Origin of the sequence: Agrobacterium sp. CFBP 3001 (genome assembly GCF_027871605.1) — a bacterium.
Lineage (GTDB): Bacteria > Pseudomonadota > Alphaproteobacteria > Rhizobiales > Rhizobiaceae > Agrobacterium > Agrobacterium leguminum.
Genome location: NZ_JAQAHD010000005.1, coordinates 179,654 through 205,662 on the forward strand (window position 1 = coordinate 179,654; position 26,009 = coordinate 205,662).

25 protein-coding genes are annotated in these 26,009 nt (G+C 59.5%); 14 read left to right on the top strand and 11 right to left on the bottom strand.

Going from position 1 to position 26,009, the window contains the following annotated elements:
* Positions 1-25: 25 nt before the first annotated feature.
* Positions 26-961 carry an omptin family outer membrane protease gene (locus PH605_RS09330; protein ID WP_142844831.1) on the top strand — a complete coding sequence of 312 codons (936 nt, stop codon included), beginning with the start codon at positions 26-28 and terminating at the stop codon, positions 959-961.
* A 57-nt stretch (positions 962-1,018) separates the two neighbouring features.
* Here PH605_RS09330 and PH605_RS09335 read toward each other — a convergent pair whose 3' ends face one another.
* Together PH605_RS09335 and PH605_RS09340 are read right to left on the bottom strand one after the other, a co-directional pair.
* A complete protein-coding gene (locus PH605_RS09335) occupies positions 1,019-1,636 on the bottom strand; it encodes an NUDIX domain-containing protein (RefSeq protein ID WP_080856204.1) in 618 nt (205 codons plus the stop codon).
* A 55-nt stretch (positions 1,637-1,691) separates the two neighbouring features.
* Positions 1,692-3,914, bottom strand: coding sequence for a molybdopterin-containing oxidoreductase family protein (locus tag PH605_RS09340; protein WP_161987836.1), 2,223 nt, complete (start codon positions 3,912-3,914; stop codon positions 1,692-1,694).
* Between the two features lie 41 nt (positions 3,915-3,955).
* Between PH605_RS09340 and PH605_RS09345 the strand changes: the two genes are divergently transcribed.
* A complete protein-coding gene (locus PH605_RS09345; protein WP_142844830.1) occupies positions 3,956-4,819 on the top strand; it encodes a 23S rRNA (adenine(2030)-N(6))-methyltransferase RlmJ in 864 nt (287 codons plus the stop codon).
* A gap of 5 nt (positions 4,820-4,824) precedes the next feature.
* Here the strand turns inward: PH605_RS09345 and PH605_RS09350 are convergent, their stop codons facing one another.
* On the bottom strand, positions 4,825-5,772 hold the full coding sequence (locus tag PH605_RS09350; RefSeq protein WP_142844829.1) for a lysylphosphatidylglycerol synthase domain-containing protein: 948 nt from the start codon (positions 5,770-5,772) through the stop codon (positions 4,825-4,827).
* Between the two features lie 207 nt (positions 5,773-5,979).
* Between PH605_RS09350 and PH605_RS09355 the strand changes: the two genes are divergently transcribed.
* Both PH605_RS09355 and PH605_RS09360 read left to right on the top strand, forming a co-directional pair.
* Complete coding sequence (locus PH605_RS09355) at positions 5,980-6,753, top strand: ribonuclease T2 family protein (protein WP_142844828.1); 774 nt, start codon at positions 5,980-5,982, stop codon at positions 6,751-6,753.
* 112 nt (positions 6,754-6,865) lie between these two features.
* On the top strand, positions 6,866-7,462 hold the full coding sequence (locus PH605_RS09360; RefSeq protein ID WP_142844827.1) for a glutathione S-transferase: 597 nt from the start codon (positions 6,866-6,868) through the stop codon (positions 7,460-7,462).
* Positions 7,463-7,578: 116 nt separating this feature from the next.
* On the opposite strand, the gene PH605_RS09365 is transcribed toward PH605_RS09360, so the two are convergent.
* On the bottom strand, positions 7,579-8,235 hold the full coding sequence (locus PH605_RS09365; RefSeq protein WP_035261664.1) for an outer membrane protein: 657 nt from the start codon (positions 8,233-8,235) through the stop codon (positions 7,579-7,581).
* Between the two features lie 349 nt (positions 8,236-8,584).
* On the opposite strand from PH605_RS09365, the gene PH605_RS09370 reads away from it, so the two are divergent.
* The 5 genes from PH605_RS09370 to PH605_RS09390 all read left to right on the top strand — a co-directional run bounded on the left by PH605_RS09370 (position 8,585) and on the right by PH605_RS09390 (position 12,826).
* The gene (locus tag PH605_RS09370; RefSeq protein ID WP_125145889.1) at positions 8,585-9,373 is read left to right on the top strand and encodes an SDR family oxidoreductase; all 789 of its coding nucleotides are present in this window, start codon (positions 8,585-8,587) and stop codon (positions 9,371-9,373) included.
* Complete coding sequence (gene uvrC / locus PH605_RS09375) at positions 9,370-11,421, top strand: excinuclease ABC subunit UvrC (RefSeq protein ID WP_161987835.1); 2,052 nt, start codon at positions 9,370-9,372, stop codon at positions 11,419-11,421. The genes PH605_RS09370 and uvrC overlap by 4 nt, the downstream gene beginning before the upstream one ends.
* Before the next feature lie 103 nt (positions 11,422-11,524).
* Entirely contained in the window at positions 11,525-12,112 is a 588-nt protein-coding gene (pgsA, locus tag PH605_RS09380; RefSeq protein ID WP_003520759.1) for a CDP-diacylglycerol--glycerol-3-phosphate 3-phosphatidyltransferase, read from the top strand.
* Complete coding sequence (gene moaD, locus PH605_RS09385; protein WP_065654069.1) at positions 12,112-12,366, top strand: molybdopterin converting factor subunit 1; 255 nt, start codon at positions 12,112-12,114, stop codon at positions 12,364-12,366. The genes pgsA and moaD overlap by 1 nt, the downstream gene beginning before the upstream one ends.
* Before the next feature lie 4 nt (positions 12,367-12,370).
* Positions 12,371-12,826 (top strand): molybdenum cofactor biosynthesis protein MoaE, encoded by a 456-nt coding sequence (locus tag PH605_RS09390; RefSeq protein WP_125145888.1) that lies wholly within the window; start codon positions 12,371-12,373, stop codon positions 12,824-12,826.
* A gap of 110 nt (positions 12,827-12,936) precedes the next feature.
* On the opposite strand, the gene PH605_RS09395 is transcribed toward PH605_RS09390, so the two are convergent.
* Positions 12,937-13,833 carry a branched-chain amino acid ABC transporter permease gene (locus PH605_RS09395; RefSeq protein WP_142844826.1) on the bottom strand — a complete coding sequence of 299 codons (897 nt, stop codon included), beginning with the start codon at positions 13,831-13,833 and terminating at the stop codon, positions 12,937-12,939.
* A 52-nt stretch (positions 13,834-13,885) separates the two neighbouring features.
* On the opposite strand from PH605_RS09395, the gene PH605_RS09400 reads away from it, so the two are divergent.
* Both PH605_RS09400 and PH605_RS09405 read left to right on the top strand, forming a co-directional pair.
* A complete protein-coding gene (locus PH605_RS09400; protein ID WP_193559573.1) occupies positions 13,886-14,446 on the top strand; it encodes a CGNR zinc finger domain-containing protein in 561 nt (186 codons plus the stop codon).
* Positions 14,443-14,955, top strand: a complete 513-nt coding sequence (locus tag PH605_RS09405) for a hypothetical protein (RefSeq protein WP_142844824.1) — start codon at positions 14,443-14,445, stop codon at positions 14,953-14,955. The genes PH605_RS09400 and PH605_RS09405 overlap by 4 nt, the downstream gene beginning before the upstream one ends.
* Positions 14,956-15,274: 319 nt before the next feature.
* Here the strand turns inward: PH605_RS09405 and ndk are convergent, their stop codons facing one another.
* Positions 15,275-15,697 (bottom strand): nucleoside-diphosphate kinase, encoded by a 423-nt coding sequence (ndk, locus tag PH605_RS09410; RefSeq protein WP_003496769.1) that lies wholly within the window; start codon positions 15,695-15,697, stop codon positions 15,275-15,277.
* 103 nt (positions 15,698-15,800) lie between these two features.
* A complete protein-coding gene (locus PH605_RS09415; protein WP_065654073.1) occupies positions 15,801-16,496 on the bottom strand; it encodes a glutathione S-transferase family protein in 696 nt (231 codons plus the stop codon).
* Positions 16,497-16,754: 258 nt separating this feature from the next.
* Here PH605_RS09415 and PH605_RS09420 point away from each other — a divergent pair, with 258 nt between their 5' ends.
* Positions 16,755-17,801, top strand: a complete 1,047-nt coding sequence (locus PH605_RS09420; RefSeq protein WP_161987834.1) for a GGDEF domain-containing protein — start codon at positions 16,755-16,757, stop codon at positions 17,799-17,801.
* Between the two features lie 69 nt (positions 17,802-17,870).
* Positions 17,871-19,754 (top strand): ABC-F family ATP-binding cassette domain-containing protein, encoded by a 1,884-nt coding sequence (locus PH605_RS09425; protein ID WP_142844899.1) that lies wholly within the window; start codon positions 17,871-17,873, stop codon positions 19,752-19,754.
* A 35-nt stretch (positions 19,755-19,789) separates the two neighbouring features.
* Here the strand turns inward: PH605_RS09425 and PH605_RS09430 are convergent, their stop codons facing one another.
* Positions 19,790-21,730 carry an EAL domain-containing protein gene (locus PH605_RS09430; protein WP_142844823.1) on the bottom strand — a complete coding sequence of 647 codons (1,941 nt, stop codon included), beginning with the start codon at positions 21,728-21,730 and terminating at the stop codon, positions 19,790-19,792.
* A gap of 106 nt (positions 21,731-21,836) precedes the next feature.
* Entirely contained in the window at positions 21,837-23,024 is a 1,188-nt protein-coding gene (locus PH605_RS09435; RefSeq protein ID WP_142844822.1) for a GGDEF domain-containing protein, read from the bottom strand.
* Between the two features lie 327 nt (positions 23,025-23,351).
* Here PH605_RS09435 and PH605_RS09440 point away from each other — a divergent pair, with 327 nt between their 5' ends.
* Complete coding sequence (locus PH605_RS09440) at positions 23,352-24,278, top strand: Gfo/Idh/MocA family protein (protein ID WP_125145882.1); 927 nt, start codon at positions 23,352-23,354, stop codon at positions 24,276-24,278.
* 31 nt (positions 24,279-24,309) lie between these two features.
* Here PH605_RS09440 and PH605_RS09445 read toward each other — a convergent pair whose 3' ends face one another.
* Both PH605_RS09445 and PH605_RS09450 read right to left on the bottom strand, forming a co-directional pair.
* Positions 24,310-25,338: a sensor domain-containing diguanylate cyclase gene (locus tag PH605_RS09445; protein ID WP_142844898.1), complete on the bottom strand. Its 1,029-nt coding sequence runs from the start codon at positions 25,336-25,338 to the stop codon at positions 24,310-24,312.
* Positions 25,339-25,543: 205 nt separating this feature from the next.
* Positions 25,544-25,993 carry a DNA polymerase III subunit chi gene (locus tag PH605_RS09450; protein WP_003520745.1) on the bottom strand — a complete coding sequence of 150 codons (450 nt, stop codon included), beginning with the start codon at positions 25,991-25,993 and terminating at the stop codon, positions 25,544-25,546.
* Positions 25,994-26,009: the final 16 nt, after the last annotated feature.

Here is a 26,009-nt window from a genome sequence, read left to right on the forward strand (position 1 = left end):
GCCCTCCGGTCATTCAGGAGCGATTATGCCATTGTCGAGATTTTCCCTGCCGCTTTCTCTTGTCCTGATGGCGGGCGCCAGCCTGCCCGTCGCGGCTGAGCAAAGCGGCATTACGGCCTCAGTGGATGCCGGCGTTCTCAATCTTCGAGCGACAGAAACCGTCCATATCGGTGGTCGCAAGCTGAGCGAACTCGAATGGGAAACCAAAAACGCCGTGGCATTGCGCGGCTCGCTCGGACTTGAACTTGCGCCCGGCTGGCGCGTCAAGGCGGAGGGCCGAGTCGGCTTCGAGGGCGACGGCTATATGACAGACTATGACTGGGTTTGGCCTTTTTCCAGAGATAGCTCGAAGGACAATTGGAGCCACCGTTCCCAGCATGACGACACGCGGCTCGACCATTATTTTTCGGGAAGCCTCGAACTCAATCGCATGTTGCTGGACGATCCGCAGCAATATCTAAGCGCCGGTGTGGGTTTTCGTTATACGGATGTTCAATGGTCGGCTTATGGCGGCAACGCCGTTTACAGCGTTTTCTCCCGCCGCGATTTCTCCGGCAAATTCAAAGATGGCCTCAAGGGGATCACCTATCGCCAGCAAATCCCGGTTTTCTACGGCAACCTGACGGGCGGCCAGAGGTTCGGCAACTGGTCGCTCAATCTGGGCCTCGAAGGCGGCGCCATGGTCTATGGCAAGGCGACCGACGATCACTGGCTGCGTGACATGCGCTTCACCGACAAATTCGACGTCGCCGGCATGTTCGGGGTCAAGGCCGGCGTCGCCTATGACCTGACCGAGAATGCCTCGATCTATCTCGACGGCGCATATGACTATACCAGCCTCGGGCGCGGAGACACACATTACAGCGGCGCAGGCGCCGGAAACCTGTCATCGGAAAAGAATGCCGGCGGCGGTGACTTGCAGTCGATTTTCGTGGGGATGGGTGTGAGAGGACGCTTCTGATTTCGGCGGTTTTACTCGATGTACGAATTTACCAGATGCGTTCGAATAACCCTGCCCTCAAAGCCGATCGCGATTCAACATCGCCCATTGCAGGAGAATGATCGTCTTGGAATCGGTGATTTCACCCGATGCGATCATCGCGAAGGCTTCGTCCAGCCCGTAGGTCAGAACCTCCAGATCCTCGCCTTCGTCCTCCAGTCCGCCGCCGCTGCCGGCCTGCACGTCAAGATCAATGCGGGCGACGAAGAGGCTGACTTTCTCCGTCAGCGTGCCGGGGCTTGCATACATGTCGAAGAGATACTCGACCTTCTCAACAGCGTAACCGGATTCTTCCATTGCCTCACGGCGGATGGCGACGGCTGCGTCGTCGTCGTCGAGAAGCCCCGCCGGTACCTCGATCATGAAGCTTTGATCGCCGTTCACGAAGGCGGCGGGGCGGAACTGGCGCACCATCACCACGCTGTCGCGCTTCGGGTCATAAAGAAGAATGGCGGCGGCGCTGCCATGGTCGTGGACTTCCCGGACGATACGGATGGTTTTGCCATCCGGCATGCGCTGGTCGAAAACGAGCTTCTGCATATGCACGAAGCCCTTCCAGACGGTTTCTTTTTCCACCAGCCGGATTCTGCCCGCATCCGTGTCAGCCGGAATGTTTTTCGCCTGCGTCTGTGTCACCGGATATGTCCTTGCCTGTCGTGGAATTTCAGCCTGCCCGTGTTGCGGCGCAATATCAAGCCTCGCGGACCTCGTCATCGCGGCGGAGCCACACCTTGTTGTCGTGAAAAGCCGCACCGCCGTAGGGAGCGACGGCATCGGCGCCGGTCAACACATTGATGCCTTCGCCATCGAGATGCGCCCTGTTTGGCCATAGCCCTTCGGCGATCAGCACACCCGGTCTTGCACCCTCCACGATTTTAGCATGGAGACGCACTTCGCCGCGCGCATTGCCGATGCGGACGATGTCGCCATCGGCGATGCCGTTGCCGCTCGCATCCTCGGGACAGATCATCAATTCCGGACGGCCTTCCTTCTGCACGGAGGTCTTCGTTTCCGCGAAGGTGGAGTTCAGGAAGTTGCGCGCCGGCGATGTCGCCAGCCGGAAGGGATGGTCACCGTCCACGGTTTCGATGACGTCGACCTGATCCGGGAATTTCGGAAATTGTGCAACAGGCCCCATCACACCGATATTTTTCGGCGGCTTGTTCGGAGACGGTCCAGTCGCCCATTCGGGGCTGAAGCGGAATTTGCCATCGCCGTAACCGAAGCCTTGGAGATAATGCGCCACCTCGAAGGACGGCTGCGCATCGATCCACTTTTCTTCAGCCAGCGTGTCGAAATCGCCCCAGCCGCTGACTTTGAGCATACGGTCGACATGGTCGCGGGCCGAAAGGCCGAAGCCCGGCATATGGTCGACGCCGAGGCGCTTTGCCAGTTCCTCGATGACGAAGAGATTGGTGCGCACCGTTTCCGGCGGCTCCACCAGTTTGGGCCCAAGCAGAATGTGGTTCTGGCCGCCGGCGCGGTAGATGTCGTCATGTTCGAGGAACATGGTCGCGGGCAGCACGATATCGGCCACATCGGCCGTTTCGGTCATGAACTGCTCATGCACGGCGACGAAGAGATCGTCGCGCAGGAAGCCCTGTTTTACCAGCCGCTGTTCAGGCGCGACATTGACGGGATTGGTGTTCTGGATGAGCAGCGCCGTCACCGGGCCGCCGTGGCGCAGCGCCTCGGCGTCCCCCGTCAGCACACGGCCGATCTGCGACTGGTCGAGCTGGCGCACCTCAGGGTCGGCGTAAGAACTGCCCATCAGCTCCGCTTTGTTCAGCCGGAAGATATCGCCATTGTTGTGGAACGCGCCGCCGCCCTCATATTGCCAGGAGCCGAGAACCGTGGCGATGGAAAGCGCCGCATGCATGGCGACCGCGCCGTTGCGCTGGCGGGCAAAACCATATCCGAGCCGGAAGAAGGTCTTCTTGGTGGCGCCGACCAGCCTTGCGAAATCCTCGATCTCATTGACCGAAAGGCCGGTGATTTCGGATGCCCATTGCGGCGTCTTCGTCTTCAGATGCGCCTCGAGCCCGGCCGGATCGTCGGCGAAGCGCGCCATATAATCACGGTCGGCGTAACCGTCGCGGAAGGCGATGTGCATGACGGCGCAGGCAAGTGCGGCATCCGTGCCGGGGCGGACGACGAGGCGCATATCCGCCTGCTTCATGGTCGGATTGTCGTAGATATCGACGACGACGATCTTCGCGCCGTGTTCCTTGCGGGCTTTCACCGCATGGGTCATGACATTGACCTGTGTGGCGACCGCGTTGGTGCCCCAGATGACGACGACATCGGCCTTGGCGATCTCGCGCGGATCCGGGCCACGCAATGCGCCGGTGCCCATCACATAACCGGTCCAGGCCATGTTGGTGCAGATCGAGCCGAAAAAGCCGGAATATTTCTTGGCGTGGCGCAGGCGCTCGATGGAATCCCGCTGCACCTGCCCCATGGTGCCGGCATAGAAATAGGGCCAGATGGCCTCAGTGCCATGCCGCGCCTCGGCCTTGACGAACGCGTCCGCCACCTCGTCCAGAGCCGCTTCCCAGGAAATCTCCTGCCAGTCGCCGGCACCCTTTGCGCCTTTGCGGCGCTTCGGCGTCAGCAAACGGCCGGGATGGTAGATGCGCTCGGAATAACGCGCCACCTTGGCGCAGATCACGCCGGCGGTATAAGTATTGGCGTTAGCCCCGCGCACGCGGCCGATGCGGCCATCCGCATTGATGTCGACCTCGAGCGCGCAGGCGCTCGGACAGTCATGCGGGCAGACCGAGTGTCCGATACGGACTTCGGACTTCGGGGCGGCTTTTTCAGCGGAAATCGGGGTCGCAACGTTCATGTCTTTTGTATATTGCATCAACGATGCGGCAAAAAGGCCGAAGTGACGTCCATCAAGAATATTCATCCTGACCATTCATCCGGATAAACGGCAAGCGAGACACATCCATGAACTACCGCCACATCTATCACGCCGGCAATTTCGCGGATGTCCTCAAACATGCCGTTCTCGCCCGCCTCGTGCGTTACCTGCAGAACAAGGACAAGGCCTTTCGCGTGCTGGACACCCATGCCGGCATCGGGCTTTACGATCTGACCTCGGAAGAGGCGCAGAAGACCGGCGAATGGCAGACCGGTATCGGCAAGCTGATGGAGGCCGATCTGCCCGCCCCCATCGCCGAACTGCTGGAGCCCTATCTTGACGCCGTGAAGGAGCTTAATCCTGAAGGTGGCGTGAAATTCTATCCCGGCTCACCGAAACTAGCGCGCATGCTGTTTCGCCCGCAGGACCGGCTTTCGGCCATGGAACTGCACCCGGATGACAGCCGGGCGCTCGCGCGCCTGTTCGAGGGGGACTATCAGGTGCGTGTCACCGAGCTGGATGGCTGGCTGTCGCTCGGCGCGCATCTGCCGCCGAAGGAAAAGCGCGGCCTGATCCTCGTCGATCCGCCTTTCGAGCTTGAGAATGAATATCAGCGTCTGGCCGATGGCTTGAACAAGGCCTATCGGCGTTTTTCCACCGGCACCTATTGCCTGTGGTATCCCTTGAAGAAAGGCGCTCCGATCAAGGACTTCCACGAGCGGCTTCAATCCTTCGACATTCCGAAGATGCTGTGCGCAGAGCTTTCCGTCAGAAGCGACCGGCTGGATGGCCTGAGCGGCTCCGGCCTCATCATCGTCAATCCGCCCTATACGCTCAAGGACGAGTTGCACACGCTGCTGCCCTACCTGAAGACAATGCTGGCGCAGGACAGGTTCGCCTCGCAGCGCGCCTTCTGGCTGCGCGGCGAGGAAAAAGCGGAAGAGATTTGAGGGGGCTATCTCAGCCCTTCCCGCCTCTGCGCCTGCGCAAGCTGCGACCGTTCGAAGAACAGGATCACGAACAGGGCCATGATGAAGGGAATGATGAGGTAGAACAGCCGGAAGACCAGAAGCGCCGCGATGACATCCGCCGGGTTCATGTCCGGCAGGCCGGTGACGAAGACCAGTTCCAGCACCCCCAGACCTCCCGGCGCGTGCGAGATGAGCGCCGCCGAGAAGGAAACCAGAAATATGCCGAGAATGACCATATAACCAGGATTTCCGGCTTCCGGCAGCGCGAAATAGATGATGCCCGCCGCGCCGATCAGCTCGATCGGGCCGATGACGAGTTGCTGCGCAACAAGCTCCGGCGCGGGGTATGGCAGCACGAAGGAACCAATTTTCAGGGGCTTCAGCCTGAGCAGGCTGCCAAGAATATAAAGACCGACGAAAAGAAGCAGCACCACACCTGTGGTGGTGGAGGCTTCGACGGGCAGAATGCCGGTAAACCGTTCGGTGATGTCAGGCTCGTAAAGCAGCACCAGCCCGATGAGCATGATCGTGCCGATGAGGAAAGTGAAGGAGCAGAGGCCGACAAGCACGCCCACTTCCGCCACACTCAGCCCCTTGGACGTATAGGCACGATATCGCACCACGGCGCCGGAGAATACCGAGGCCCCGACATTGTGGGACAGTGCATAGGTGGTGAAAGAGGTAAGCGTGATGAAGAACCAGTTCACTTTGCGGCCAAGATGCTGCAACGCGATGCGGTCGTAACCGGCGAGCGCGGCATAGGCCAGCAGGGTTGCAAGGCCCGAACACAGCCAGTCCCGCACGCGAATGGCTTTCAGACTGTCCCAGAGATCATCGAGCGACAGGCCGCGCAGTTCGTGAAAGAGCAACCATGCGGAAAAACCGATCGTCGCGAAGCCAACGACGGGCCAGATATATTTCTTGAATTTCATGCGGTCATGCCCGCCTATTTCCTCCAGCCTCACCCCAGCCCCGTTCCGTCTTTGCGGAAGATTCGTTCGACTTTATTCGTTATGCGGCAAAGCTTTCAACCTTTTCATCAAAGATTGGCGGTTTGCCCCGTTCACAAGTTGATGTAAGACCGGATCGTCGCCCGCCGGCGATGTGAGGTCGTCCACTTTCCGGAGAACGTACACGGAATGAAGCGTTATGCCGGTTTCATCGCCCTGGGCCTTCTGTCGCTCGGCGCATTGTGGTTCGCGCGGGAAAATCCGACACCGACCAACCCCGCCGGCAACCGGCAGACACAATCCCAATCGCAGACCGCCGGCAACTCCCGGCCGGACGCTCCAGGGCGCGACGTTTCCCGACAGGAGACGGGCAAGAACCCTGCGTCCCGCGGAAGCGGGTTCGATTTTTACGTGCTGTCGCTCTCCTGGTCACCGGCATTCTGCGCCAGTTCCGAAGGCTCGGGCAACCGCCAGCAATGCGGCAGCGACAGACGTTACGGTTTCGTGGTGCACGGGCTGTGGCCGCAGAACGAAAACGGCTATCCGGAATTCTGCCAGAGCGGCGAGCCCGACCGTGTTCCGGACGCGATCGGCCGCACCATGTTCGATATCATGCCGTCCATGGGCCTGATCGGCCACCAGTGGCGCAAGCACGGCTCCTGCTCCGGCCTGTCGCAGAGGGATTATTTCTCGGCGACACGGGCCGCCTTCGAAGCCATCCGGCTGCCGGGAAAGATCGCCTCCGGCGCCGAAGCCGCCACTCTCTCCGCCGACGCCATAGAAACCGCCTTCACCGACGCCAATCCCGGCCTGTCGAAACGCGGCATCTCCATCAGCTGCGACGGCAGGCGCCTTGAGGAAGTGCGCATCTGCCTCAACAGGGACATGACATTCCGCGACTGCCCCGAGCTTGACCGCAAGGGCTGCCGCGCCAACGCCACGGAAATCATCCCCATTCGCTAGAGCGCATCGACTGCTCTCGATTGCACTCTTCTACACATTTTCCAGACATAAAACCGCTATGCAGCTTTATTGACTATTCCAGTCCCCAGACGACAACCCACAGGACACGACCATGGAACTGCTCTACTCGCCCGCCTCCCCCTACTCCGCCAAGGTCCGTATGGCCGCGCGCCATCTCGGCATCGACATTACCTCCGTGCGTGTCGACACCAGTGCCGAGCCCGCAACGCTGATGGACAACAATCCGCTCGGCAAGATTCCGGTCCTGCTTCTGGATGAAGGCGGCTCGGTCTATGACAGCGTGGCGATCATGCATTATCTCGACCGTCTTTCGGGCGGCAAGCTCTACCCGAAAAAGAACGGCAAGCGCACGGATGTGGAAATTCTCGAAGCGCTGTGCGACGGCATCATGGATTGCCTGCTCGCCATCGTTTACGAGCGCCGTTTCCGCCCGGAAGAGAAGATCCACCAGCCATGGATCGACAAGCAGTGGAGCAAGGTGATCCGCGGGCTTGATTATCTCAACACCAACCTGCCGAAAACCGGCAAGAAGCTGCATGGCGGCCATTTCGCCCTTGCCGCGATGATCGGTTATCTCGACCTGCGTTTCGCCGGGGAATGGGCCGAAGGTCGCGATGCGCTGGCCGCCTGGCCGGAAACCTTCGGCAAGCGTTTCGAAGCCTATGCGGAAATGAAGGCCGCCGCCTGAGGCGGATGCAGAAGGACGCCTGGCCGGAAGGCCGGGGATTCATGCCGACGCTTAAGAGCGAAAAACAAAAAAGCCGGGGCAAAACCCCGGCTTTTCCAATAGCGATCCTTGAGGGATCAGAACTTGACGCCGATACCGGCCTTGACGGAGTGGTCGTCATAACCACGCGAGAAGGCGTCGTTGCCGAGCGTGTAGTCCTTCTTCTGGTAGTCGCTGTAGCGATATTCCAGACGAGCGGTGATGTTGTCGGTAACCATGGCTTCAACACCGGCACCAACCGTGTAACCGAGAGCCGTGGCGCTGTCCTTGTTGACGCCGTCACGAACCTTGTTGTCGGAAACAGCAAGACCGGCCGTACCGTAGAGCAGGAACGGGTTCATGTCGTAACCGACGCGGCCACGCAGCGAGCCGTTGACGCCCTGCTTGCCTTCGACGGCGCGACCTGCGACCGTACCGGCGGAACCGCGCTCGTCACCGAGGTTGACGTCGGCTTCCGCACCGTAAACCAGCTGGCCGTTCTGCCAGTTGTAACCGCCGTAGAGACCGCCGCCAGCGCCCTTGGCGTCACGACCGTCGTTGCTGGAGCTGAAACGGCCCCAATCGTAGTTGACCGTACCACCGAGGTACGCACCGGACCAATCCTTGACCGGCGCGGGCTGGTCGTAGGAAACCGGTGCCTGCGGCACTTCGTTTACGGCGTCAGCGGCGTGAGCAGCCGAAAAGCCGGCGGCTGCCATGGTCGAAGCCATAAGGGTTGCTACGAAAATACGCATGCTATTCTCCTTTCAGGACCGCTCTGTACTCAAAACATTGTTCTCAGACGCGGTGTAAACTCGTCGGGTTAATCGCCCCTCTGGAAACTGAATTTGATAGGAGAATGCGGAGATCAAAGAGCCAAAATGTGAATTGTTTGGGGCAGCGACGTGACTAGAATTAGACGTTGCCTAATTGCCACAAGGGGTTTATTAACCCTAACAGAAGCCTAACCAGCAATAGATCGCCTTTAAACTTAGTTATATTCAAATTAAACCGAAATTGCATTGTGAATAAAAAATCGCCCAATTCTTTTGGGGCCGATGGACAGCTTGCGATTTGCATTTATATCCAGCAAATAGGACGGATATGAGCAAATGCAGGTCAGCCGTGAAAGAAAATATACAAAAGACAGTCTTGATAACGGGAGCCGCCCGCCGGCTCGGGCGGGCAATCGCCACCGATCTGGCCGCCCATGGCTTCGCCATCGCCGTCCATGCCAATACTTCCATGGCCAGCGCCGAGGAATTCGCTAACGAAATAAGGCAGAAAGGTGGCAAGGCTGTAGCCGTTCAGGCGGATCTGACACAATCCGGCCCTGCTTCGGGACTCATCGAACAGGCTGCGTCAGCACTCGGGCCTATCGGCGTCGTTATCAACAATGCGTCGGTTTTTCTCGACGACTCGGCGGACAAGCCCGATCCGGCGATCTTCGACGCACATTTCGCCGTGCATGTGCGGGCGCCCTCCCTCATCGCCGCCGCCTTTGTCGAGCAACTGCCTGCCGATAAATCCGGGCTGATCGTCAATATCATCGACCAGCGCGTGCTTGCGCTCACGCCACGGTTTTATTCCTATACGCTTTCGAAATCGGCGCTCTGGACGGCCACGCGGACGATGGCGCAAAGCTTTGCGCCGCGTGTGCGGGTCAACGCCATCGGGCCGGGTCCGACATTCAAAAGCGAAAGACAGGCGCCCGAGGACTTTCAGGCGCAGATCGACGGCCTTATATTAAAGCGTGGTCCCGCACCGGACGAGTTCGGGCGGACGATTCGCTTTCTTTTCGACACGCCGTCGGTCACCGGACAAATGATCGCGCTCGACGGCGGCCAGCATCTTGGCTGGGAAACCCCTGACGTGGCGGAGATAAATGAATGAACGGAAAGAAGCTGCCTGATGGCGGTATTCTCTTCGATGAAACCGACGACGAAGACGACGATGCAAACCTTGCTGCGACCGATGCGGCCGAGGCATCGAGCGACGTTGCCGGCATGGACTGGAATGCGGGCTGGAAGAACGAATCCGGCCTGAAGGGCATGGATCTGATCGGCGAATTCGTCAAACACCTGCCGAATGCGCCGGGCGTCTATCGCATGTTCAACGAGGCGAACGACGTTCTTTATGTCGGCAAGGCGCGCTCGCTGAAGAAGCGTGTCGGCAATTACGCGCAGGGCCGCGTGCATTCCAATCGCATTGCCCAGATGGTGCGGCTGACCGCCCATATGGAATTCGTCACCACCCGCACGGAAACAGAGGCGCTTCTACTGGAAGCGAATCTCATCAAGCGCTTGCGGCCGCGCTTTAATGTGCTTTTGCGCGACGACAAGTCTTTTCCCTATATTCTCATTACCGCAGACAACCGCGCGCCGGCGATTTTCAAACACCGTGGAGCGCGGGCGCGCAAGGGCGATTATTTCGGCCCCTTTGCGTCGGCCGGCGCAGTCGGCCGCACCATCAATTCTCTGCAACGCGCCTTTTTGATCCGCACCTGCACCGACAGCGTGTTCGAAACCCGCACGCGTCCCTGTCTTCTTTACCAGATCAAGCGCTGTTCCGGCCCCTGCACGCATGAGATCAGCGATCAGGGGTATGAAGAACTCGTCAAGGAAGCCAAGGATTTCCTGTCCGGCAAGAGCCAGAGCGTCAAGACCGCGATTGCGCGGCAGATGAACGAGGCGGCCGAGGACCTCGATTTCGAGCGCGCCGCCGTCTATCGCGACCGGCTGGCCGCACTGTCGCATGTCCAGAGCCATCAGGGCATCAACCCCGCCGGCATCGAGGAGGCGGATGTCTTCGCCATCCACCATGAAGGCGGCATCTCCTGCATTCAGGTGTTCTTTTTCCGCACCGGCCAGAACTGGGGCAACCGCGCCTATTTCCCGAAGGCCGACCCTTCGCTGCCCGGCTCGGAAATCCTCAATGCATTCCTGGCGCAGTTTTATGACGACAAGCCGGTGCCTAAGCAAATCCTGCTTTCCGAAACGGTGGAGGAGCAGGAGCTGCTGGCCGCAGCACTCGGCGAAAAGGCCGGGCACAAGGTGACAATCAGCGTGCCGCAGCGTGGCGAGAAGAAGGACATCACCGACCATGTGCTTGCCAATGCCCGCGAGGCGCATGGCCGCAAGCTGGCGGAAACCTCGTCTCAGGCGCGGCTTCTGAAAGGTTTTGCGGAAACCTTCGGTCTTTCTTATGTGCCGCGCCGGATCGAGATTTACGATAACTCCCATATCATGGGCACCAATGCCGTGGGCGGCATGGTGGTGGCGGGCCCTGAAGGTTTCGTGAAGAACCAGTACCGCAAGTTCAACATCAAATCGACCGACATCACCCCCGGCGATGACTTCGGCATGATGCGCGAGGTGATGACCCGTCGCTTCTCGCGCCTGCTGAAGGAAGAAGGAAAGCCCGACCGTGGGCAGACGCAGACGCCGACGCCGGAGGAAGCCGCCGATATGCCCTTCCCCGCCTGGCCCGATGTAATCCTGATCGATGGCGGTCAGGGGCAGATGACGGCGGTACGGGCCATTCTCGATGAACTCGGCATTCGCGACTGTGTGACCGCCATCGGCGTCGCCAAGGGTGTGGACCGCGAGGCGGGCCGCGAACGCTTCTTTGCGGATGGGCGCAGCGATTTTTCGCTGCCGCCGCGCGATCCCGTGCTCTATTTCATTCAGCGCATGCGCGACGAAGCGCACCGCTTCGCCATCGGCTCGCACCGGGCGCGTCGCAAGAAGGAAATGGTGCGCAATCCGCTCGACGAAATCTCGGGAATCGGTCCGGGCCGCAAGCGCTCCCTGCTGCAGCATTTCGGCACGGCCAAGGCGGTTTCCCGCGCCGGCCTCAACGACCTGATGGCTGTCAGCGGCATTTCGGAGACGGTTGCGCGGCAAATCTACAATCACTTCCACGAGAGCGGCAGCGATTGACGCCGCGCCCTCGTGGCGAACTGCTAAAAAAACATAATCACGTGTTGACGCTATGCCCTGGCGGCGGCATCAAGGCAGCTAATCTTAGACTGACAGGTTTCCCATGGCTTCGCGCGCATACAGCATTCCCAACCTCCTCACCTATGGCCGCATCCTCGCGGTTCCTGTCATCGTTTTGTGCTTTTACATCGAAGGGAAACTGGAAAGCTCGGATTTCGCGCGCTGGACGGCATTGTGGCTGTTCATCATCGCCTCGCTGACCGATTTCCTCGATGGTTATCTCGCGCGTATCTGGAACCAGACGTCGAATATCGGCCGCATGCTGGACCCGATCGCCGACAAGCTGCTGGTCGCCTCCGTCCTGCTTCTGATGGCGGCGGATGGCACCATTGCCGGCTGGTCGCTCTGGGCGGCCATCACCATTCTCTGCCGCGAAATTCTGGTCTCGGGCCTGCGCGAATATCTGGCGGCGCTGAAGGTCAGCGTTCCCGTCACCCGCATCGCCAAATGGAAGACCACCATCCAGATGGTCGCCATCGCCTTCCTGCTCGCGGGTCCTGCGGGCGACAAGGTTCTGCCCTACACGACCGAAATGGGCATTACCCTGCTGTGGATCGCGGCGGCGCTGACCATGTATACCGGCTATGATTACTTCAAGGCCGGCCTGAAGCACATCGTGGACGAAGACTGATGACACGGATCGTTTATTTCGCCTGGGTTCGCGAGAAGATCGGCACGGATGAAGAAGAGCTGGACATCCCCTCCTCCGTCACCACCGCCGGCGAGCTGATCGCCTGGCTTGCGACGCGCGGCGAGAATTACGAAGCTGCTTTCGAGTTTCCCAATGTGATCCGCGTCGCCGTCAATCAGGAGCATGTCGAGCATGATGAAAGCATCGTCGGCGCGCGCGAGATCGGCATTTTCCCGCCGATGACGGGGGGATGAGCGGATGCAGCCGACGGTCCGCGTGCAGGCAGAGGATTTCGACGCTGCGGAAGAAACCCGCCGGCTGACGGAAGGTGACAGGAGCATCGGCGCGGTCGTAGCCTTCACCGGGCTCTGTCGGGATGATGGCGGCACGCTTGCGGCGCTGGAGCTTGAACACTATCCCGGCATGGCGGAGGCGGAAATAACCCGCATCGCCACACTTGCCATGGAGCGCTTCGGCCTTCTCGGCCTCACCGCCATCCACCGCCACGGCAAGATCGCCACCGGCGAAAACATCGTCCTCGTCATCACAGCTTCATCGCATCGACAGGCCGCCTTCGATGGCGCCAATTTCGTGATGGACTACTTGAAGACATCCGCCCCGTTCTGGAAAAAGGAACATGGCAAGGATGGCTCGGCGGGCGACTGGGTTGCGGCAAAAACAACCGACGACGCGGCCAAGGACAAGTGGCGATAGAGCATTTCCAGGAAAAGTGGAGCCCGGTTTTCCGCCCGGAAATGCGACGAAACAAGAGTTAGAGCGCTTTCGCGATTCGAAGAAACGCGAAAGCGCTCTAGTGGCCAGACTCAGGGCGCTTCCACCCTGCTGCGCATGACAATCAGCCAGCCGACCAGCATCGCCAGAACCACCGCATCGCGCCAGGCGGCAGGGCCGTAACCGACCCAGAAAGTTTCCGCAAAGCCGACGGCGGCGGCCCCAAGGCCGCAGATGAGCGGACTGGCATAACCGCCCGCCGCCGAAATCAGCACCACCTTCAGGCCAAAGACCAGACCAGCGCCGAAATCCATGGTGCCGTAATAGAATGTGGCCAGCACGCCGGCGATGGCGGCCACGACGCCCGCCGCACAATAGGAGACGAGAAATATCCGGCCCGCATTCACCCCGCATAATGCGGCGGCGAAAGCATCGTCCGAGACCGATTTCCAGCGCCTGCCGAAAGCGGAACGGCCAAGATAAAGCGACCCTGCGAGAATGAGCAGGCAGAACGCCGCCGTGTTCAGCATCTGCATCGGCGTCAGGGTCACGGCAAAGCCGCCATCGGCCCAGAAGCGCACCGGCTGAGACAGAAGCGGCGGCAGCCATAACTGCCTTGTGTCGGCGGCCAGCCTCGCGCTTTCGGTCAGCGCAATCAGCACGCCGACAGAGGCGACGGTCACGGCATTGGGAGAGGCTTTCGCCAGCGGCCGCATCACCGCCCGGCCGACAAAACCCGCCGCCCACAGCCCGCCGAACAGGCCCGCCCCTGCCCCGAGCGCCAATGTTGCCGGCAAAACCAACCACAGCCGGTTCCAGCCAAAATCCGCAAATAACAGGCAGGTCTGGCCGGCAAAGGCGAATATGGCGCCATAGGTGACATCGGCGCGTTTGGTGACCGAAAAGGCGATGGCATAACCAAAGGCCAGAACCGCATAAAGCGAGGCGACCGGCACAGCATTCAGCAATTGTTGCAGGAAATAGGCCAAGCGCGTCCTCCCGCCATGATTATAACTGTTAAAACTCATTTTGACAGTTATAATGTGCGGTATGACCTTTCGCTGGACAGAACATCGTTTCGCAGGCGGCGCATTGGCGCTGGATGTCGCCAATAGCGTGATCCTGCGCTCGGATGCGGCAAAATCGGTCGACCGTTTTGCCGTGCCGGCGCAGATCGCGGCCTTTGCCGAAGCGGCCGCAAGGCTCGGTGCTGAACGTGACAGGTTTCCCACGCTCATCGCGCCCGAGGCGGAAAAGCAGGCGGTTTTTCTCGATCTTCGCGAGGCCGTCGACGATTATTTCCGCGCCGCCATTTCCGGCGACGACGATGACGACAACAGGCTGGCCGGGCTTCTCTTCGCCTGCGGCACAGCGCTGCGGACGTTTCCGCTTGCCGAAAGCCTGGGCAACGCCACCGCCCATTCCGCCCTCTCGCTGCTTGCCGGCGAGACACGGGAGCGGCTGCGGATCTGCGGCAATTGCGGCTGGCTTTTCATCGACCGCAGCAAGAACAGAAGCCGTATCTGGTGCGATATGGCTGTGTGCGGCAACCGGCAGAAAGCCAGCCGGCACTATCACCGGAAGAAGGACGTGCGATCATGAAAAGAATTGCCCTTCCCTTGCTGGCGATTGCGGGAATGCTCGCTCTTTCAGGCTGCCAGCGGGAAGAACCGCGCGAAGTGGCGAAGATTTCCGGCCGGATGTTCGTTTTCAACTATCGCGTCGCCATCGCCACCTATCTGGTGACGCTTCAGCGCATCGCCCCCATTCGCGATGGCAGCACGGTGGAAGCGACATTCGAAAACCCGCGCGGCGGTCCAGACCTCACCAGCCGCGAGAAGATTTTCCCGAAAGACGAAAAGATCACGGTTCAGAGCCCGCCGGTGGAATGCGTGAAGCAGGACCGGCCCTACAAGGTCACCATCCGCATCAAGGGGCCGGAAGGCGACATTCTCCAGACCATCGAAACCACGATCCGCTCCGACACCGACCAGTCGCTTCTTCCCGCCAAGCCGCTGGTGGTCGGCCCGCTTTATACGCCCAATCCGGAGGTGTTCAAACCGGATGGCACGACGGATATGCGACCTGTTCAGGGGTGTCCGGCGTCCTAACAAAAAATTGCAGCCTTAGGCTCAGTTCTCTGTAGGGGGTGGCAAACCTCACTTCCGTCATGCCGGGCTTGACCCGGTATCCAGCAGCCGCGCGTCTGCGTGGCGTAAGAGTCTTTGCGATCAAGGACTTGATCGCGCTGGACCCCGGATCCAGTCCGGGGTGACGGAGTATGGAATGAGGTCTCCGCAGAAACGCACCGTCTTGCAGGCAGCGCTCCAAAACAAAAAAAACGGAGCCTTTCGGCTCCGTTTCTTCGAGTCTTTTCAGCAGCTTCACACAATCGCCTGCAACAGCGATTCAAGCCGTTGAGATTTTGAATCAGCCGACGATTTCGGTTTCGGCGAACCAGTAGGCGATTTCCTGTGCGGCGGTTTCCGGAGCGTCGGAACCGTGAACGGAGTTTTCGCCGATGGAGAGCGCGAAGGTCTTGCGGATGGTGCCTTCAGCGGCCTGGGCCGGGTTGGTGGCGCCCATGATTTCGCGGTTCTTGAGGATGGCGTTTTCGCCTTCCAGAACCTGAACGATGGTCGGGCCGGAAGTCATGCCTTCAACGAGTTCGCCGAAGAAGGGACGCTCTTTGTGAACGGCGTAGAAGCCTTCGGCTTCGCGCTTGCTCATCCAGACGCGCTTGGAGGCGACGACGCGCAGGCCGTTGTCTTCAAATACCTTGGTGATCGCGCCCGTCAGGTTACGCTTGGTTGCGTCCGGCTTGATCATCGAAAATGTGCGTTCAATCGCCATATGTCCGTTTCCTTTTCCTTCAGAGAAAGTGGGCGGTCTTTACCCGCCCAAAGGCCCGAAAACAAGGGGGATCGACGAGATTGCGACAATGACGCCAGACATTTCACGCCGCTGTCACACTGCGGCCTCTCGCATCATAGAGATCGAGGCAGCCTTCGAACCAGTCCCGCACGGGGTCGTTATCGGCGAACAAATCCGCCCCGGTAGTGATCCGCGCCCATTGTAGCGCGCCGAACACGATGTAATCCGCAAAGAGCGGCGATGTGCCGCCGATGAAAGGCTGGAAGCTCAGCATACGCCGGATCGGCGCAAGCAATGCCGGAAAGGCTGCGATTTCCGCCTCGCGGTTCGCCACCACATCCTCGAGCGGACGGCCGAGCGCTTTCGTGCGGCTATCGCGGAAATAACGGCGGTCCGGCTCATCCAGCATATTGTGGATATCGAGCACGGCAATGCGCACGATGGCCGGGTGAAGCACCGTCTGCGACCAGCTTTCGACGAAACGGGCCATGGCCTTACCGCCCTCGCCGTTAAACAGCGACGGGCGCTCCGGGTAAGCCTCGTCCAGGTAAAGCGCGATTTCGAAACTGTCGCTTATCAGCTCGTCGCCATCGCGCAGGATCGGCACGGTCTTCGAAAAACCGTCCTCCACCGTCGGGATCACCGTGAAGGGTAAAGGCCGCTCCTCGAAATCCAGCCCCTTATGCGCCAGCGAAAGCACGGTTTTCCAGCAATGGGGAGAAAATGGCCGGGAAGTATCGCTTCCGCATAGCGAATAGAGCGTTCTGGAAGTCGTCATGGGCTGCCCCTCTTCTGCAACATCGATGGAGCGATATAAAAACGGTCGCCGCCCGAAATCAAATCAGGATTTGTCATATTATCGATCAAGGAACGCTTGGGGCACACCCGCCTTCCGCAACGCGGAATACATGCTTCGGGACGGCAAAATTCTTTGTGGATTTATTCTATTTTAAACCGTCGCTTGTAAGAATAACGCCGTTCAACAATCGGTTATCGCCGGTCCATTCATAATAATCCATTGCTATTGGGGCTGTCAGTGACGACATCGGCGGGCGATAAAAAACGCGAGCAGGCAAGAAGCGCTCTGGTCGTTACCAAGATCACGCAGTTCATCGCCAAGATGAACATTGCACCTTTGCCGCGCAATTATGAATTGATCTATGAAATATTGTCCGGACACAATCCGGCCATGGGCCGTGACATTCTCGCTCTTGGCAATGCGCCGCAGCAGCATGAAATCGACCTCATCGGCCAGCGGCACAATCTGCCCGGCTTTTCGCGCATCGAAGCCGAACAGATGGCAAGCGACGCCTTCGATACACTCACGCAGATTTCCGCGCGGCTGGATGCAAGCCTTCAGCGCACCGAAACTTTTCTGGCCAGCCTAGAGCAGCATGAGGATGGCGAGCCGCCCGCAACGGAGCGCTTCGTGGAGTTGCTGGGCGATATCCACGAAGAACAGACGAGCCTTCGGCATTTCATCGCCATGGGACTGGTGAAAATCCGCGAGGTTGAAAGAAACCGTGGGGAACTTCAGGCCGCCTCGCTGCGCGATGCGCTGACGGCACTGCCAAACCGCGCGGCCTTTCTCGAAAAGCTTGGCGCTCTTTTTCCAAAGGACCGGGCCGCATCCGCCACCTCGCTGGTGCTGCTGGATATCGACCATTTCCGGGAGATCAACGGCAAATATGGCTCCGCCGCCGGCAACAAGGCATTACGGCGTCTCGCCGCCCTGTTTCGCAAAACCATCAAGAAGGACGATTTCGTCGCCCGTATCGGTGGCGATGAATTCGCCTTCCTGTTTGCCGGCGTGCCGCAGAACACGGCCGAGGCCATTGCCGAGCGGTTGCGGCAAAGCGTGGAGGCGCTGCGTTTCGTGACGCAGGAAGGAGACGGCGAACATCTGACCGTTTCGATCGGCGTCGCTGCGGTGGACGGAACCGCAACGCCCGCCGAATTTTTCAGCCATGCCGAACTCGCTCTGCTTTCGGCCCGCTGCGGCACGCGCAACTGCGTCGTCGGTTATTCGCGGGAGGTGGCGCAGCATAGCCGCAGCAGCTATCTGGCGCAGCTCGGCGATTGACAGTTTAATCTCGCCCGATGTGGCGCGGGCGCTCTTGCCTTGGCAAGACAGTTCGGCCAAAACGGCGCCATGATTACGATTACCGATCTTTCCGCCCGTATCGCCGGGCGTCTGCTTCTCGACCATGCCAGCGTGACGCTTCCCGCCGGTGTGAAGGCGGGCCTTGTTGGCCGCAATGGCGCCGGCAAATCCACCCTGTTCCGGGTTATCACCGGCGATTTCTCGGCGGAAAGCGGTTCGGTGACAATCCCGAAACAGGCGCGCATCGGCCAGGTGGCGCAGGAAGCCCCAGGCACCGAAGAATCGCTGATTTCCATCGTGCTTTCGGCCGACAAGGAGCGCAGCGCGCTTCTGGCCGAGGCGGAAACCGCAACCGATCCGCACCGTATCGCCGAAATCCAGATGCGGCTCGTCGATATCGACGCCCATTCGGCGGAAGCGCGCGCCTCCAGCATTCTTGCCGGTCTCGGTTTCGATCACGAAGCGCAGCTTCGCCCGGCCTCCTCCTTCTCCGGCGGCTGGCGCATGCGCGTGGCGCTTGCCTCCGTGCTGTTTGCAGAACCCGACCTTTTGCTGCTCGACGAGCCGACCAACTATCTCGACCTCGAAGGCACGCTCTGGCTGGAGGATTATATCCGGCGTTATCCGCACACCGTCATCATCATCAGCCACGACCGCGATCTTCTCAACAATGCCGTCAACTCCATCGTGCATCTGGACCAGAAGAAGCTGACCTTCTATCGCGGTGGTTACGATCAGTTCGAGCGCCAGAAGGCCGAGGCCGACGAATTGCAGATGAAGGCGAAGGCAAAAAATGACGCCGCGCGCAAACACCTGCAAAGCTTCATCGACCGTTTCCGCGCCAAGGCCACCAAGGCGCGGCAGGCGCAGAGCCGCATCAAGGCGCTGGAGCGCATGGGCACCGTCGCCGCCGTGATCGAGGATCACGTCCAGCCGATCACCTTCCCGGAGCCGGAAAAGCAGCCCGCCTCCCCCATCGTCGCCATCAATGGCGGGGCTGTGGGTTACGAGCCGGGCAAATCGATCCTGAAGCAGCTCAATCTCAGGATCGACAATGACGACCGCATTGCGCTGCTCGGCTCCAACGGCAACGGCAAATCCACCTTCGCGAAATTCATCTCCGGCCGCCTTGCGCCGCAGGCGGGCGATCTTCGCGTCGCCCCTGGCCTGAAGATCGGTTTCTTCGCGCAGCACCAGCTCGATGACCTCGTGCCGGATGAAACGCCGGTCGAACATGTGCGCAAGCTGATGCCTCTGGCGCCAGAGGCACAGGTGCGCTCCCGCGTGGCGCAGATGGGTCTCGCAACCGAAAAGATGGCGACGGCGGCAAAGGACCTTTCCGGTGGCGAAAAGGCACGGCTTCTGATGGGACTTGCGGCCTTCCACGCGCCAAACCTGCTCATCCTCGACGAACCGACCAACCATCTCGATATCGACAGCCGCAGGGCGCTGATCGAGGCGCTGAACGATTACAGCGGCGCGGTCATCCTCATCTCGCACGACCGCCATCTCATCGAGGCGACGGTGGACCGGCTGTGGCTGGTGGCTGACGGCACGGTCAAGACCTTCGAAGGCGACATGGAGGAATATCGCGATCTCGTCGTTTCCTCCGGTAAGAAGAAGGAAGACAAGACCGACGCCGTGGCCGATCAGGCCTCCAAAGCCGATCAACGCAAGGCAAGCGCGGAAAAGCGCGCCCAGCTTGCGCCGCTCAAGAAAAAGATCAACGAAATCGAATCCCTGACGGCGAAGCTTGAGAAACTGATTCAGTCGCTCGACGCCGAGCTGGCGGATCCCGTCCTATACGAAAAAGCGCCCGCCAAGGCCGCACAGAAAGTGAAGGAGCGCGGCGAGGCCGCCGCGAAGCTTTCGGATGCGGAGGAGCAATGGCTGCTGCTTTCGAGCGAATATGAAGAAGCAATGGCGGGATGATGCGCGACTGCGCTTTCGGTTAAACTGGATATGTCCTAGGCGCATGCCCTGCGCGGTTGCAGGCGGTCGAGCGGTACGGCGGGGGAATAAAGATAACCCTGCCCGAAGCGAATGCCCATCTGCATGAGGAGCCGGCTCTGCTCCTCGGTTTCTATGCCTTCCGTCACCAGCTTTGCGCCGTAACGCTCCGCACTCTCGAAGGCGAGCGCAATGGCCTCCCTGAACCGCGACTGGTCGAGCCTCGATGTCATCCAGTGATCGATCTTGACCTCTTCGAACGGGAACCGCGCCAGCAAAGTGAGGGCGGCATAACCGGTGCCGAAATCATCGAGCGCCAGCCGGACGCCTTCGGCAATCAGCGTATCGAAATTCTGCTGTACGACATCGGTGGTCGGTATCCTGCTCATCTCCGTCACTTCGATTGAGAGGCGATGCGCCGGCACCGCCATTTCGTGCAGCAGCGCCACGACCCGGTCTGCGAAATGCGCGCTCGCAAAGGACGAAGCGGAAATATTCACCGCCAGATGAAAATCCGCCTCGAGGCCGTGCAGGTCGCGAAGATCGCGCACGACGGCCTCGATCGTGGACCATTCGAATTCCACCAGCAGCCGATGGCGTTCGGCGATTTCCAGCACATAATAAGGCGAAAGCGCCTGCCCCCGCGCATCGACGGCGCGCAGGAGCGCTTCGGCGCCGATCATGCGGCGATTGCGCATTTCGAATTTCGGTTGATAACAAATGGGCGGCGTGCCGGATTTGATCCAGTTGACCAGCATCTGCCGCACCGCCTCGTCCAGTGTCGCTTTCTCGGCAAAGGAGAAGGGGAAAATCTGCACCGGATGATCGCTGCCCTTGAGCGCCAGGCTGAGGTGCCTGAGGAAGGAGGCGACGTTCCGTTGCGAAAGCTTGTCCAGATTTGCCGCGCCGATTTTGAGATGCGGGACCGGCCCTGCCTCCGCCGAGCGACAAAACGTGCTCAAACCCTCATGCAGACGCATTATGAGTTTCGTACTTTCGGACTTTTCAAGCGAAATCCCCTGCATGACGACTGCGAGTGTCGTATCGCCGAACATGAAGCTACAGGGAGCATTGGTGTCGCAAAGGACGCCGTAGTCCCCGTCGCAGATCTCCCGCGCAAGCCGGGGCCAGAAAAGATCGCTCCAGTCTTCTCCCTCGCAGGCGGCGACATCGGCTATATTGACGATCTCGATCAGAACAAGGGCGTGGGGAACCGCCGGTTCCGGCCGCATGACTTTTTCCATATGGTCCTTAAGCGCCCGCGTGTTGGGTAGACCGGTCAACGAATCCGTTCTTGCTGCCTCCTCTCGTTTCCTTGCCTCTTCCCGGGCCCGCGCTTCGCTGCGCAAGAGGATGAACAGGCACACGATCATCGGCAAACCAATGGAGGCGGCGCCTATTGTCCGGCGACCGAGTGCGCTTACGAACAGTGCGTGATCGATTAAACCCAGGGCGAACGAAATTGTGATGGCCAGCAGTGCGGTCATGAATCTGGCCGCACAGACGATAAGAATATCCCGATTTCCGATATCGGCGAGGCGCCGGTTGCGCATCCAGCCATACATGGCGATGCCGCAGGCCGAAATGACGACCATGTCCTGCAAGGCCGCAAGAAACAGCGCGGGACCGCCAAAGACATATCGCCCGACCGCCACGAAAACCAGGGTGATCAACCCGCCCTGCCATGAGCCCAGCACCCCGGCAAGAAACAGCAATTCCGTGCGGATATAGGGCTTGGAGGGAAGTTTGATGAATTCGGAAACCAGCATCGCGAGCAGAAACCCCGCCACGCCGAACACGATGCCATAATAGACCTTATAGCGGGGATCCTCGAGGGCGATGTTTCGTCGGAGGAGAATCAGCACGGACACCATGCCGACAACGGCTGCCGCCTGAAGCAGGAGGAAGGGAAGTTCGGCAGCGGATGCTGCCGCTTGTGCGGCGATCAATTCCATCATCTGCATTACCTGTCGTCATGTGTTGCGGCACCGGAATTCCGGTTCATGGACTTCACAACTCCCGCTCCATGCAGGACTTATCAAACATCGCCCAGCCTTGAGCCGCCTATGCCGACATTGCGGCTTCGGCGTCATAAGGTCCTGTTGGACCGGCAATCGCTTCCGTAGGGCCGGAGGCCAACACCAGCCGGTCTCTTCCATGGCGCTTGGCCTCGTAAAGCGCGGTATCGGCCCGGTTGACCATGTCGTAGATAACTTCCCCGCCGTCGCCGGAGACTGCGATCCCGAGGCTGACGGTGACGATTTCCCGCCCGTCGGGGCGGTTAAGATGGGGTATTGCCTCGTCGATCACAGCCAATCTCAGTCTTTCCCCTATCGCCAGTGCAGCGGAAGTGACGCAATCGTCGAGCAGGACGACGAATTCCTCGCCCCCGTAACGCGCGACGAAACTTCTGTCGCCATCGTCCCTGCGCAGGGCGCTGCGAAGACGTCCGGCGATCCTGCGCAGGCAGTCATCGCCGGCAATATGGCCTTCGGAATCATTATAGTTTTTGAAATAGTCGACATCGAGAAGGATGAGAGCCCGCGGCCTGCCGCTGCCGGCAGAAGTCTCGCTCGCCGCCTCGTCGAAGCTGCGGCGATTGCGGATACCGGTGAGCTGATCGGTATTGGAGAGCTGCTGAAGTTCCCGGTTTGCGCTTTGAATTTGTTGCAACAACATTTTTTCGCGCAGCGACGCCAGATAATCACGCCGCTCCACCTGCTCGATACGATAGGCCGCAAACAGCGAAACCGCGCTGATGCCAACGGAACACATGATCGCGGGCAACTTGGCGACCTCGCTCGTCACCGTGACATACCGCATGCCGACAATGAATACCACCATGCACCCGACCGTACCCATGACCGCGAGGGGAAACGGTTTGCGATGGATCGTATTCATGTAAATGACGACGGTGACGATACCGATGTAATATTCGCTCGCGGATGACGTCCGAGCATTGGCATAGATGAACATGATCGATGCGACGACCAACATGCAGCCCAGCCCGTGAAGCACCTCATGGGCGACCGCATCCGGCCGCAGCCCGATCGCATAATATCGCACCGGAAAATAAAGAAATAAAATCGGCGTTACAATAATCAGGCGGACGACCAGATCAAGCCAGATGATCTCGGGCACCAGACTGAGATCTACCAATATGTAGAGATTGTAGAGGACGACGCCGAAAATCAGCCCATATGTATTGAATTGGTGGTTGCTTTCGTTGACTTTCTGAACGAAGCCAGACAATCGGTCAGATTTAAACAAAACCACCACAATCCGATCTTTGAAATAACTATATTAGAATAAATAAATTATATCAATACCAAGATATACATCAAAATCTGCATTTCAACAGCCGAAAAATGGAAAAATTCCAATAAAAATTCAATATTAATTTATATATTTCAGGTCGCGTGGAAATGCGAAGTCACTGTCGGATACTGTCGAGACGTCGCGCTTTCTGGAAAGACCATTCGCGCCGAAACGATCGCCTTGCTCCTTCGGGCGTTTCTGCTAAAAACCTGTAAAAATCACACTTTATCTCAGACAGCACTCACACACGGGTTCCACTTCATGTCAGCCACAAAGCTTGCCATCGTCGGCGTCGGCAAAATCGTTCGCGACCAGCATCTTCCCGCCATTGCAGGCAATCCGGATTTTGAATTGATCTGCACCGCAAGCCGCCACGGCACCGTGGACGGCGTCGCTTCCTATGGCACCATCGAGGCCATGCTGGAGGCTGTGCCTGCTATCGACGCGGTATCGCTGTGCATGCCGCCGCAATATCGTTACGAGGCGGCCTACGCGGCGCTGAATGCGGGCAAGCACGTTTTCCTCGAAAAGCCGCCGGGCGCCACCCTTTCGGAAGTGCAGGATCTCGTCCGGCTGGCGGATTCGAAGGGCCTTTCGCTCTTTGCAAGCTGGCATTCGCGTTATGCCCCGGCGGTCGAGGCTGCGAAGGCGTTTCTGGCTTCCACCAAAATCGAGAGCGTGCATGTCATCTGGAAAGAAGATGTGCGCCACTGGCATCCGAACCAGGCCTGGATCTGGCAGGCTGGCGGTCTCGGCGTGTTCGATCCCGGCATTAACGCGCTTTCGATCATCACCCATATCCTGCCGCGCGCGCTGTTCCTGACCAAGGCGACGCTTGAGTTCCCGGAAAACCGCGACGCCCCGATCGCTGCCGACCTGCATTTTTCCGATGTGGCGAAAACGCCCGTCCATGCCGAATTCGACTGGCGCCAGACCGGCAAGCAGAGCTGGGATATCGTTGCCGAGACGGCAGCGGGACGGATGGTGCTTTCTGAAGGCGGCGCAAAGCTTGCCATCAATGGCGAAGAAAAACTCTCCCAGCCGGAGCGGGAATATCCTGCCCTTTACGAGCGTTTCTCGGAAATCATCAAGGCTGGCCGTTCCGATGTCGATCTCGCGCCGCTGACCCACGTGGCCGACGCCTTCCTGCTCGGCCGCCACAAATTCGTGGATTCCTTCTACGACTGAGAAGCCGAAACGCTTCCCGAAAGACAATGCCTCAAAGGGCGCGGCTGACGAAACGGTCGCGCCCTGATTTTTTGGCCTGATACAACGCTTCGTCGACGCTGGATAGCAGCGTTGCCCGGTCGGCACCCGCCTGCGGAGCAAGCGCGCCGCCAATGCTGAGACGGGCGTCCACGTCCTGCCCGTCCACGTCGAAGGGGTTTCGGAAAGCGGCCAGAAGCCGGTCCGCCATTCCGCTCATGACATCTGGGCTGCGGGGCCGCGGTATAAAAATCGCGAATTCATCGCCGCCCATGCGCACGACGATATCCTCCTTGCGGATTGCCTTGCGGATACGTCCGGCGGCAGCGGTCAGAACGCGGTCACCGGCAGGATGGCCGAACGTGTCGTTGATGGTCTTGAAACCGTCCAGATCAAGATAGAGCACACCGAAGGCCTCGTTTGCACGCAGGGCCGCGCCGAGCTGGCCGTCGACAATCGCCTCCAGCGCCTTGCGATTGTAAAACCCGGTCAGCGGATCGGTCATCGCCGCATCGCGCAATTCGCGTTCGGCCAGACTCATGGTGAAATTGGCTTTCTGAAGCCGCAGCAATGCAGCCGCCAGCAACGCGAAATGTCTGAGATTTTCGATTTCGATGCGGGAAAAATTTCTCGGCACCGTATCGACCAGGCAAAAGGCGCCAACAACAAGACCAGGCTCAAGTTCGATCGGCGCACCCGCATAGGAACGCAGCTCCGGCCCCTCTTTCACATAGGGCATGAAGCGGAAATGCGGATGCTCGGTGAGATCGGGAATCACCACCACATCCTGCTTGGCGATGACGCGGTTGCAGATCGACAGATCGCGCGGGCATTCCGACAGCTGCATTCCCGCCTGCTCGGCGATATGAAGCCAATCCTCATCGATAATACTGACCGCCGCACGCGCCACGCCAAAAACCCCCTGCCCCAGTTGCGACAGCACTCTCAGCTCCGGCATCTCGGCATTCTTGAAAGACATGATCGACCGCACCGCGACCAGGCGCTCGGTTTCTCCCTCCGGTCGCGATATCGCCTGTCCCATACTCATGTCCTTCTGCTGTTGCGTCACAGGAAGCCGCCCGAGGCAGAGCAGGTCAAACCAGCCGCCTCGCTCGAAGCGAAAGCCCATTCCCGCAGGATTCCTTCGAGCGCATAATGCAAAAACCCGCAATTGACGCCACGTGCGAATTTTTGCCGGTCTGTTTGCGTATGGAACCAATCGTCGGGATGCACAATCGGCGGTGCGATCAGGCCTTCTTCTGCCAGCGGCCTTCAGGTGACTGCTGCCAGTAGGTCAGGGAATGTCCCTCTGTTTTCAGTCTTTTCCAGTGATTCCGCGCCATCTCGAGCTGGTAAGCATCATATCCGTCGAACATGAACACGATACGTTCATAGGCCTCAACCGCCGGCGGCTCGGCGCCATCGACGAGAAAGCGGACACTTGCCGCGTTGGCGTTCTCGTCGGACGCCGTCAGGAGAATCGGCTGGTTTTGCGGTGCGGGCGAAGTATCGGTGGCGTGCGGCAGGAAACTGTCGTCACGAAAGGTCCACAGATGCGTATCGAGGAAATCACGACGCTCTTCGCCCACCGTCTGGATCGCGACTTTCCAGCCGCGTTCCAGCGATTTCTCAAGCAAGGGCGGCAACGCATCCTCCAGCTTCGATTCCGTCAGATGGTAAAACAGAATTTCAGTCATCCGCAGACGTGCCGCT